7 protein-coding genes are annotated in these 8,276 nt (G+C 66.0%); 6 read left to right on the top strand and 1 reads right to left on the bottom strand.

The window, feature by feature from the left end:
• Window positions 1-226: 226 nt before the first annotated feature.
• The gene (locus ACR9ZJ_RS10995) at window positions 227-1,237 is read right to left on the bottom strand and encodes an NAD-dependent epimerase (RefSeq protein WP_481279748.1); all 1,011 of its coding nucleotides are present in this window, start codon (window positions 1,235-1,237) and stop codon (window positions 227-229) included.
• 232 nt (window positions 1,238-1,469) lie between these two features.
• Between ACR9ZJ_RS10995 and thrS the strand changes: the two genes are divergently transcribed.
• From thrS to pheT, 6 genes are all read left to right on the top strand, one after another.
• Entirely contained in the window at window positions 1,470-3,371 is a 1,902-nt protein-coding gene (gene thrS / locus ACR9ZJ_RS10990) for a threonine--tRNA ligase (protein WP_481279749.1), read from the top strand.
• Between the two features lie 44 nt (window positions 3,372-3,415).
• Complete coding sequence (infC, locus tag ACR9ZJ_RS10985) at window positions 3,416-3,943, top strand: translation initiation factor IF-3 (RefSeq protein WP_430539362.1); 528 nt, start codon at window positions 3,416-3,418, stop codon at window positions 3,941-3,943.
• A gap of 212 nt (window positions 3,944-4,155) precedes the next feature.
• Window positions 4,156-4,353, top strand: a complete 198-nt coding sequence (rpmI, locus tag ACR9ZJ_RS10980; protein WP_036114929.1) for a 50S ribosomal protein L35 — start codon at window positions 4,156-4,158, stop codon at window positions 4,351-4,353.
• A 14-nt stretch (window positions 4,354-4,367) separates the two neighbouring features.
• The gene (gene rplT, locus ACR9ZJ_RS10975; RefSeq protein ID WP_306850326.1) at window positions 4,368-4,727 is read left to right on the top strand and encodes a 50S ribosomal protein L20; all 360 of its coding nucleotides are present in this window, start codon (window positions 4,368-4,370) and stop codon (window positions 4,725-4,727) included.
• Window positions 4,728-4,837: 110 nt separating this feature from the next.
• The gene (gene pheS / locus ACR9ZJ_RS10970) at window positions 4,838-5,830 is read left to right on the top strand and encodes a phenylalanine--tRNA ligase subunit alpha (RefSeq protein WP_481287769.1); all 993 of its coding nucleotides are present in this window, start codon (window positions 4,838-4,840) and stop codon (window positions 5,828-5,830) included.
• Window positions 5,831-5,893: 63 nt separating this feature from the next.
• Window positions 5,894-8,275: a phenylalanine--tRNA ligase subunit beta gene (pheT, locus tag ACR9ZJ_RS10965; RefSeq protein WP_481279751.1), complete on the top strand. Its 2,382-nt coding sequence runs from the start codon at window positions 5,894-5,896 to the stop codon at window positions 8,273-8,275.
• Window position 8,276: the final 1 nt, after the last annotated feature.

Genomic DNA, 8,276 nt, shown 5'->3' with positions numbered 1-8,276 from the left:
GCCGCGGCCGGTGGGGGGGTGGGGGGGTGGCCTTCCCCGGGCCCGGGGCGGGGGGCGCGCCTACACGGGGGCCCCCCACCAGTCTGCCACCAGTCTCCTACCAGTCTCCTACCAGTCGGCACCGGCAGCTCGTCTCCGACCAGTGCTTGTCTTCCACCAGTCGATTCACGATGGGAGGATGCAAGCTCCTGTGGGAGCCGCTTCAGCGGCGATACCGGCGGCGCGATCACCCCACCTTGTAAAAGTCCTTGTACCAGGCAGCGAACTTCGCCAGCCCTTCGTCGACCGATGTCGCGGGCGCATAACCCACGTCCCGCCGCAGCGCCGACACATCCGCCCAGGTATCGGGGACATCGCCCGGCTGCATCGGCAACAGGCGTTTCTCGACCGTGCGCCCGAGGTGCTTCTCCAGCAGCCCGATGAAATCCAGCAATTGCACCGGCTCATCGTTACCGAGGTTGTACACGCGGTAAGGCGCGGCCGAGCTACCCGGATTCGGCGCCACCGGGTCGTACGACGGGTCCGGCGCGGCAGGGTGGTCGAGCGTGCGGATCACGCCTTCGACGATGTCGTCGATGAAGGTGAAGTCGCGGCTGTGCTGGCCGTGGTTGTATACGTCGATGGGTTCGCCGCGGACGATGCGGTTGGCGAACAGGATCGGCGACATGTCCGGCCGGCCCCACGGGCCATACACGGTGAAGAAGCGCAGGCCCGTCGTCGGCAGGCCGAACAGGTGGCTGTATGTATGCGCCATCAACTCGTTCGACTTCTTCGTCGCCGCGTAGAGGCTGACGGGGTGGTCCACGGCGTCCTCCACCGCGAAGGGCATCTTGCGGTTGGCGCCATACACGGAACTGGACGAGGCGTAGACCAGGTGCCCCACCTGGTGCCGCCGGCAGGCCTCGAGGATGTTCACGAAGCCGACCAGGTTGCTCTGCACGTAGGCGTGCGGGTGGGTGAGCGAGTAACGGACGCCGGCCTGGGCGGCGAGATTCACCACGCGCTCCGGCTGGAAATCCGCGAACGCCTTGTCCACCGCCGCCTGCTCGGCGAGGTCCGCGCGCAGGTGGGTGTAAGCCGGATGCGTGGCGAAGCGGGCGAGGCGCGCTTCTTTCAGCGCCGGGTCGTAGTAATCGTTGTGGTTGTCGAAGCCCAGCACGGTGTCGCCGCGCGCGAGGAGGCGCTCGGTGAGGGCCGAACCGACGAAACCGGCGCTGCCGGTGACCAGGATGCGCATGGTGGGGACCTGCGGTTTGGGCGGCCCCACAGTGTAGCGGACGCCCGGATTGACACGGCAGCGGCGCTGATCTAGTTTTTGCGCGATATCCACGAGACGAAGGTGGCCCGCGGCAACGCCGGCCGAGTGTGCGACATGCGGACTACTCGCTTCCCAACCTGAGCCCCCGCCACGTCTTCGTCACCTTTCGAAGGGCGCCTGGCGCCCTTTTTGTTTGTCCGGAACACCATCCATGATCCAGATCACGCTACCCGACGGCAGCCAGCGCCCGTTCGACCATCCCGTCACCGTGCAGGACGTCGCCGCCTCGATCGGTGCCGGCCTGGCCAAGGCCACGCTCGCCGGCAAGGTCGACGGCAAGCTCGTCGATGCCAGCTTCACCATCGACCACGACGCCGCCCTCGAGATCGTCACCGAGAAGAGCCCCGAGGCCCTGGACATCCTGCGCCACTCCACGGCGCACCTGCTCGGCCAGGCCGTGCAGCGCCTGTTCCCGGGCGCGCAGGTCACGATCGGTCCCGTGGTCGAGAACGGCTTCTACTACGATTTCGCCTACGAACGGCCCTTCACGCCGGACGACCTCGACGCCATCCAGGCGGAGATGGAGAAGATCGTCAAGGAGCAGATCCCGGTCACCCGTTCGGTGAAGAGCCGCGACGAGGCGATCCGCTTCTTCCGTGGCATGGGCGAGGAATACAAGGCCCAGATCATCGAAAGCATCCCCGCCAACGAGGAGCTTTCGCTCTACACGCAGGGCGAGTTCACCGATCTCTGCCGCGGCCCGCACGTGTCCAACACGGGCAAGCTGCGTGCGTTCAAGCTTATGAAGGTGGCCGGCGCCTACTGGCGCGGCGATTCCAACAACGAGATGCTGACCCGCATCTACGGCACCGCGTGGCTGAACGACAAGGACCTCAAGGCCTACCTGCACCAGCTGGAGGAAGCCGAGAAGCGCGACCATCGGCGCATCGGCAAGCAGCTGGACCTCTTCCACATGCAGGAAGAGGCCCCGGGCATGGTCTTCTGGCATCCGAAGGGCTGGGCCATCTGGCAGGCGGTGGAGCAGTACGTCCGCGGCGTCTACAAGAAGAGCGGCTACCGCGAGGTCCGTGGCCCGCAGATCATGGACGTGAGCCTGTGGAAGAAGTCCGGCCATTGGGACAACTACCAGGAAAACATGTTCTTCACCGAATCGGAGAAGCGCACGTACGCCCTGAAGCCCATGAATTGCCCGGGCCACGTGCAGATCTTCAACACCAACCTGCACAGCTACCGCGACCTGCCGGTCCGCTATGGCGAGTTCGGCGGCTGCCATCGCAACGAGCCCTCGGGCGCGCTGCACGGCATCATGCGCGTGCGCGCGTTCACCCAGGACGACGGCCACATCTTCTGCACCCCGGCGCAGATCGAGGAAGAGGTCGCGGCCTTCCATGGCCAGGCCATGAAGGTCTACGAGGATTTCGGCTTCAACGACATCGCCATGAAGATCGCCCTCCGCCCCGACAAGCGGATCGGTTCGGACGAGGTCTGGGACAAGGCCGAGCACGCCCTGCGCGGGGCCCTGTCGGCGGCCGGGGTGGAATGGGAGGAGCTGCCGGGCGAGGGCGCCTTCTACGGTCCCAAGATTGAATACCACATGAAGGATTCGATCGGCCGGGCCTGGCAGGTCGGCACCATGCAGGTCGATTTCATGATGCCCGAGCGCCTGGGCGCCGAATACGTGGACGAGAACAGCCAGCGCCGGCACCCGGTCATGCTGCACCGGGCCATCGTGGGCTCCATGGAGCGCTTCATCGGCATCCTGATCGAGCACCACGCGGGCTTGCTTCCGACCTGGCTCGCCCCCATTCAGGCAGTTGCCTTCAGCATTACCGACGCACAGGCCGATTATGTGCGTGAAGTGACGCAAGCCCTTGTCGGACAAGGGTTCAGGGTGGAAGCCGATTTGCGCAACGAAAAAGTCGGATATAAAATCCGCGAGCATACGTTGCAGAAGGTGCCCTATCTCATCGTGATCGGTGATCGCGAGAAGGAAACGGGTACCATTTCCGTACGTACCCGCGGCGGCGAAGACCTCGGCAGCATGCCGGTGGCACAATTCGTCGAACGTTTGGAAGCCGAGACCCGCCGCTAGGCCGCGGGTCCGGTATTGGGATCATTCTTCTGGAGGATAGCGGTATCGCTACGACCGATAACAAGGGCAATCGCAAGAACAACGACATCCGCGTGCCGCGGGTGCGCGTGCTGGGCGCCGAGGGCGAGCAGTTGGGCATCATGGAGACCCGTGACGCCATTCGTGCCGCCGAGGAGCTGGGCATGGACCTCGTCGAGATCCAGCCGAACGGCGATCCGCCGGTCTGCAAGATCATGGATTACGGCAAGTTCAAGTTCGAAGCCCAGAAGAAGGCCCAGGCCGCCAAGAAGAAACAGAAGCAGGTCGAGATCAAGGAAGTGAAGTTCCGCCCCGTCACCGACGTGGGCGACTACGACATCAAGCTGCGCAAGATGCGCGAGTTCCTGGAGGAAGGCGACAAGGTGAAGGTGACGATCCGCTTCCGCGGTCGCGAGATGTCCCACCAGGACCTCGGCCAGAACCTGGCCCGCAAGATCCAGGCCGACATCGGCGAGGAAGGCGTGGTCGAGCAGTTCCCCCGCCTGGAAGGCCGCCAGATGGTCATGATGATCGGCCCGAAGAAGAAGGTCTGATCCAGAAAAGGCGCTTCGGCGCCTTTTTTGTTGGCCGCATTCTTCGGCTTCCGAGATGGAGGCTGCCTCTGGCGGAAGCCCTCGCGATTCGGTATCATCGCCGGCTCGGCCCGTATGGATGGGCCGAACCACCGTTCCCGGCAGGAAGGAAAGCGCGTTGCCTCCCAAGGCTCGCCGCCGGATCAGTCAGCAACCGAATACGGAGCATTCCGATGCCCAAGATCAAGACCAACCGGGCGGCCGCGAAGCGTTTTCGCAAGACCGCATCCGGCAAGTTCAAGGCCGGTCACGCCTTCAAGTCGCATATCCTGACCAAGAAGTCGACCAAGCGTAAGCGCGGCCTGCGCGCTCCCAACCACGTCAAAGCTTGCGACACCAAGGGTGTGGCTCGCATGTTGCCGTATCTCTGAGGGAGGGTTGAACCATGGCTCGTGTTAAGCGTGGCGTTACCGCCCGTCGTCGTCACAAGAAGATCATCGGCCGTGCCAAGGGCTATTACAACGCCCGCCGCAAGGTATTCCGCGTAGCCAACCAGGCCGTCATCAAGGCTGGTCAGTACGCGTACATCGGCCGCAAGCAGCGCAAGCGTCAGTTCCGCGCCCTGTGGATCGTCCGTATCAATGCCGCCGCCCGTCAGTTCGGCCTGTCGTACAGCCGCCTGATCAATGGCCTGGCCAAGGCGCAGATCACGGTCGACCGCAAGGTCCTCGCCGACCTCGCCGTGCACGACATCAAGGCGTTTGGTGCGATCGCAGAGAAGGCCAAGGCCAGTCTGGCTGCGTAATCCGCTTTACCACGCGCGGTAGTCTTATCGCGCGATGATGGATGACGTGGGGAGAAGGCCTTGCCTTCTCCCCACACTTTTTTGCGTGCCCGGAAAAAGCAGGAAAACCGATGGAATCGATCGAGCATATCGACGCGTCCCTACGGGACATCGAATCCGCCCCCTCGCTCGAGGCGCTGGATGCCGTGCGTGTGGCCTTGCTAGGCAAGAACGGCGCGGTCACCGCCGCCCTGAAGGCCCTGGGCCAGCTTTCCGGCGACGAGCGCAAGGCGCGCGGCGCCGAGGTCAATCGCGCCAAGGAGCGCCTGACCGATGCCATCGCCGCGCGCAAGCAGGCGCTGGAACAGGCCGAACTGGACCGTCGCCTCGCCTCCGAGCGCGTCGACGTGACCTTGCCGGGCCGCGACGGGGAATACGGTGGCATCCATCCGATCACCCGCGCGCTCGAACGCATCGCCGATATCTTCGGCCGGCTCGGCTACCAGCGTGCCGACGGTCCCGAGATCGAGGACGACTGGTACAACTTCGAGGCGCTGAACTTCCCGCCGCACCATCCGGCGCGCGCCATGCACGACACCTTCTATTTCGGTGACGGGCGCCTGCTGCGCACGCATACCTCGCCGGTGCAGATCCGTTCGATGCAGGGCCGCCAGCCGCCCATCCGCATCATCGCGCCGGGCAAGGTCTATCGCAGCGATTCGGACCAGACACACTCGCCCATGTTCCACCAGATCGAAGGCCTGCTGGTCGACGAGACCTCCAGCTTCGCCGACCTGAAGGGCACGCTGGCCGAATTCGTGCGCGCGTTCTTCGAGCGCGATTTCGAGATGCGCTTCCGGCCGAGCTATTTCCCCTTCACCGAGCCCTCGGCCGAAGTCGACATCCGCTGGGATGCCGAGGACGGCAGCACGCGCTGGCTCGAAGTGCTCGGCTGCGGCATGGTGCATCCCACCGTGCTGAAGAACTGCGGCATCGATCCGGAGCGCTATACGGGTTTCGCCTTCGGCCTGGGCGTGGAGCGATTCGCCATGCTCCGCTATGGCGTCGGCGACCTGCGCGCGTTCTTCGAGAACGACCTGCGATTCCTGCGCCAGTTCGCCTGATCCGCAACGACCGAGGCCGGCTCCCGGGCCGGCCACGACTCCACGTTCAACGAGCTCGCTCCCATGAAATTCTCTGAAAACTGGCTGCGCGAACTGGTCGCCATCGACGCGGATCGCGCGGCGCTGGTCCATGCGCTCACGATGTCCGGCCTGGAAGTGGAAGAGGTCACGCCCCTGGGCGAAGGCCTCGACGGTGTCGTCGTCGCCGAGATCGTCGAGGCGACGAAACATCCCGAAGCCGACCGGTTGCAGGTCTGCAAGGTGGATGCGGGGCAGGGCGAACCGCTGCAGATCGTCTGCGGCGCACCCAATGCCCGTGTCGGCATCCGCGTACCGCTGGCCACCGTTGGCGCGACGCTGCCGGGCGGCATCCAGATCAAGGCGGCGAAGCTGCGCGGCGTCGAGTCGTACGGCATGCTCTGCTCGGCCAAGGAACTCGGCATCGACGCCGATGCCTCCGGGCTGCTCGAACTGCCGTCCGATGCGCCGGTCGGCAAGCCGCTGGCCGAATACATGGGCCTGCCCGACGCCAGCATCGAACTGAAGATCACGCCGAACCGACCCGACGTGCTCGGCCTGCATGGCCTCGCCCATGACGTGGCGGCGCTCTTCGGCAGCCATGTGAAGGCGATCGGGACGATGGACGCGCCGGTCACGGCCACGGCCTCCCGGCCCGTCAGGCTCGAAGCCGGAGCCGACGCGCCGCGTTACCTCGGCCGCGTGATCGAGGGCGTCGACGCCACCGCGCGGTCGCCGCTGTGGCTGGCCGAGCGCCTGCGTCGTTCTGGCATCCGTCCGATCAGCGCCATCGTCGACATCACCCAATACGTGATGCTGGAGCTGGGCCACCCCATGCACGCCTTCGACAACGACACCTTGTCCGGGTCCGTGGTGGTTCGGCACGCCGATGTCGGCGAGACCCTGAAACTGCTCGACGGCAGCGAGGCGACACTCGATCCCTCCTTCGTCGTCATCGCCGACGAAGCGCATGCGCTCGCCGTGGGCGGCGTGATGGGCGGCCTCGATTCGCGCGTGACCGACGCCACCCGGAACATCTTCCTGGAGGCCGCCCATTTCACTCCCTCGGCGATCATGGGGCGTGCCCGCAAGCTCGGACTGCACACGGACGCCTCGCACCGCTACGAGCGCGGCGTCGATCCGGCGCTGCCGAAGCGTGCGATGGAGCGGGCCACCGAATTGATCCTGGGCGTCGCAGGCGGGAAGGCCGGCCCGGTGACGGTCGCCGAGCGTCCGGAAGACCTGCGCGAGCACGTGCCGGTCCTGCTCCGTCATGCGCGTCTGCGCCGCGTGCTCGGTATCGAGGTCGCGGCCAGCGAGGTCGCCCGCATCTTCACCGCGCTCGGCATGGGCGTGGTCGAGGTCGCCGACGGCTGGCGCATCACGCCGCCGAGCAGCCGCTTCGACATCGAGCGTGAGGAGGACCTCATCGAGGAGGTCGCCCGTATCCACGGTTACGAGCGGATTCCCACCCACGCGCCCGCCGGCGAGATCGCCCTGCGCGCCGAGCCGGAAGCCCGTCTCACCGAAATGGCCTTGCGCGACCAGCTGGCCGCCCGCGGCTACTTCGAGGCCGTGACGTTGTCCTTCGTGAGCGCCGACCTTCTGAAGACCTGGGGCGTGGACAAGGACCAGGTTCCCCTGGCCAACCCGCTGTCGGCCGATCTCGCCGTCATGCGCACCTCGCTCCTGCCGGGCCTGGTCGAAGCGCTGCGGCACAACCGCGCGCGCCAGCAGGACCGCGTGCGCCTGTTCGAAGTCGCGCGCAGCTTCCACGCCACGGGCGGCGCACCCGATGAGATCGGCCGCGTCGCCGTCGTCGCCTCGGGTGGCGCGCGGGCGGAGCAATGGGGCGAGGCCTCGCGTACCGTCGACTTCTTCGACCTCAAGGGCGATCTCGACGCGCTGATCGCCCACACGGGCGAGCCGGCACGCTGGTCGGTGGACACCGCCGACCTGCCGTCGTGGCTGCACCCGGGGCGTGGCGCCCGCGTACTCCGCGATGGACGTCAGGCCGGCTTTCTGGGGGCGCTGCACCCGGCACTGGCCAAGGCGCTCGACCTCGGTCCGGACGTCCACGTGATGGAACTGGCGCTGGAGCCGATCCTGGCCCGGCGCCTGCCCAGCGCCAGCCGCGTCGCCCGTTTCCCCGCCGTTCGTCGCGATATCGCGGTGGAATTGCCGGAAGAAGTGTCCTGGGCATCGGTGGAGGCCGCCGTGCGGGGCGCACTGGGCGAGGTGCTCACGGAGATCCGCCTGTTCGACCGTTATGCGGGAAAGGGGATCGATGAAGGGCGAAAGAGTCTCGCTATGGGCTTGATTTTACAGGACGCTTCACGCACCCTTACCGACGACGATGCCGACGCTCGCGTGGCAGATGCGGTGGGGGCATTGGAGAAGACATGCAAGGCAAGACTGCGAGGATAAG

Source organism: Luteibacter sp. KNZ12-1A (genome assembly GCF_056755675.1).
The sequence above is the reverse complement of the archived record's forward strand: the minus strand, read 5'-3'. Positions and strand labels throughout refer to the sequence as shown.

Bases quoted from the DNA above. Each gene is read 5' to 3' on its own strand.
- thrS (WP_481279749.1), top strand. From the start codon at position 1,470: ATGATCCAGATCACGCTACCCGACGGCAGCCAGCGCCCGTTCGACCAT.
- rpmI (WP_036114929.1), top strand. From the start codon at position 4,156: ATGCCCAAGATCAAGACCAACCGGGCGGCCGCGAAGCGTTTTCGCAAG.
- pheT (WP_481279751.1), top strand. From the start codon at position 5,894: ATGAAATTCTCTGAAAACTGGCTGCGCGAACTGGTCGCCATCGACGCG.
- rplT (WP_306850326.1), top strand. From the start codon at position 4,368: ATGGCTCGTGTTAAGCGTGGCGTTACCGCCCGTCGTCGTCACAAGAAG.
- ACR9ZJ_RS10995 (WP_481279748.1), bottom strand. From the start codon at position 1,237: ATGCGCATCCTGGTCACCGGCAGCGCCGGTTTCGTCGGTTCGGCCCTC.
- pheS (WP_481287769.1), top strand. From the start codon at position 4,838: ATGGAATCGATCGAGCATATCGACGCGTCCCTACGGGACATCGAATCC.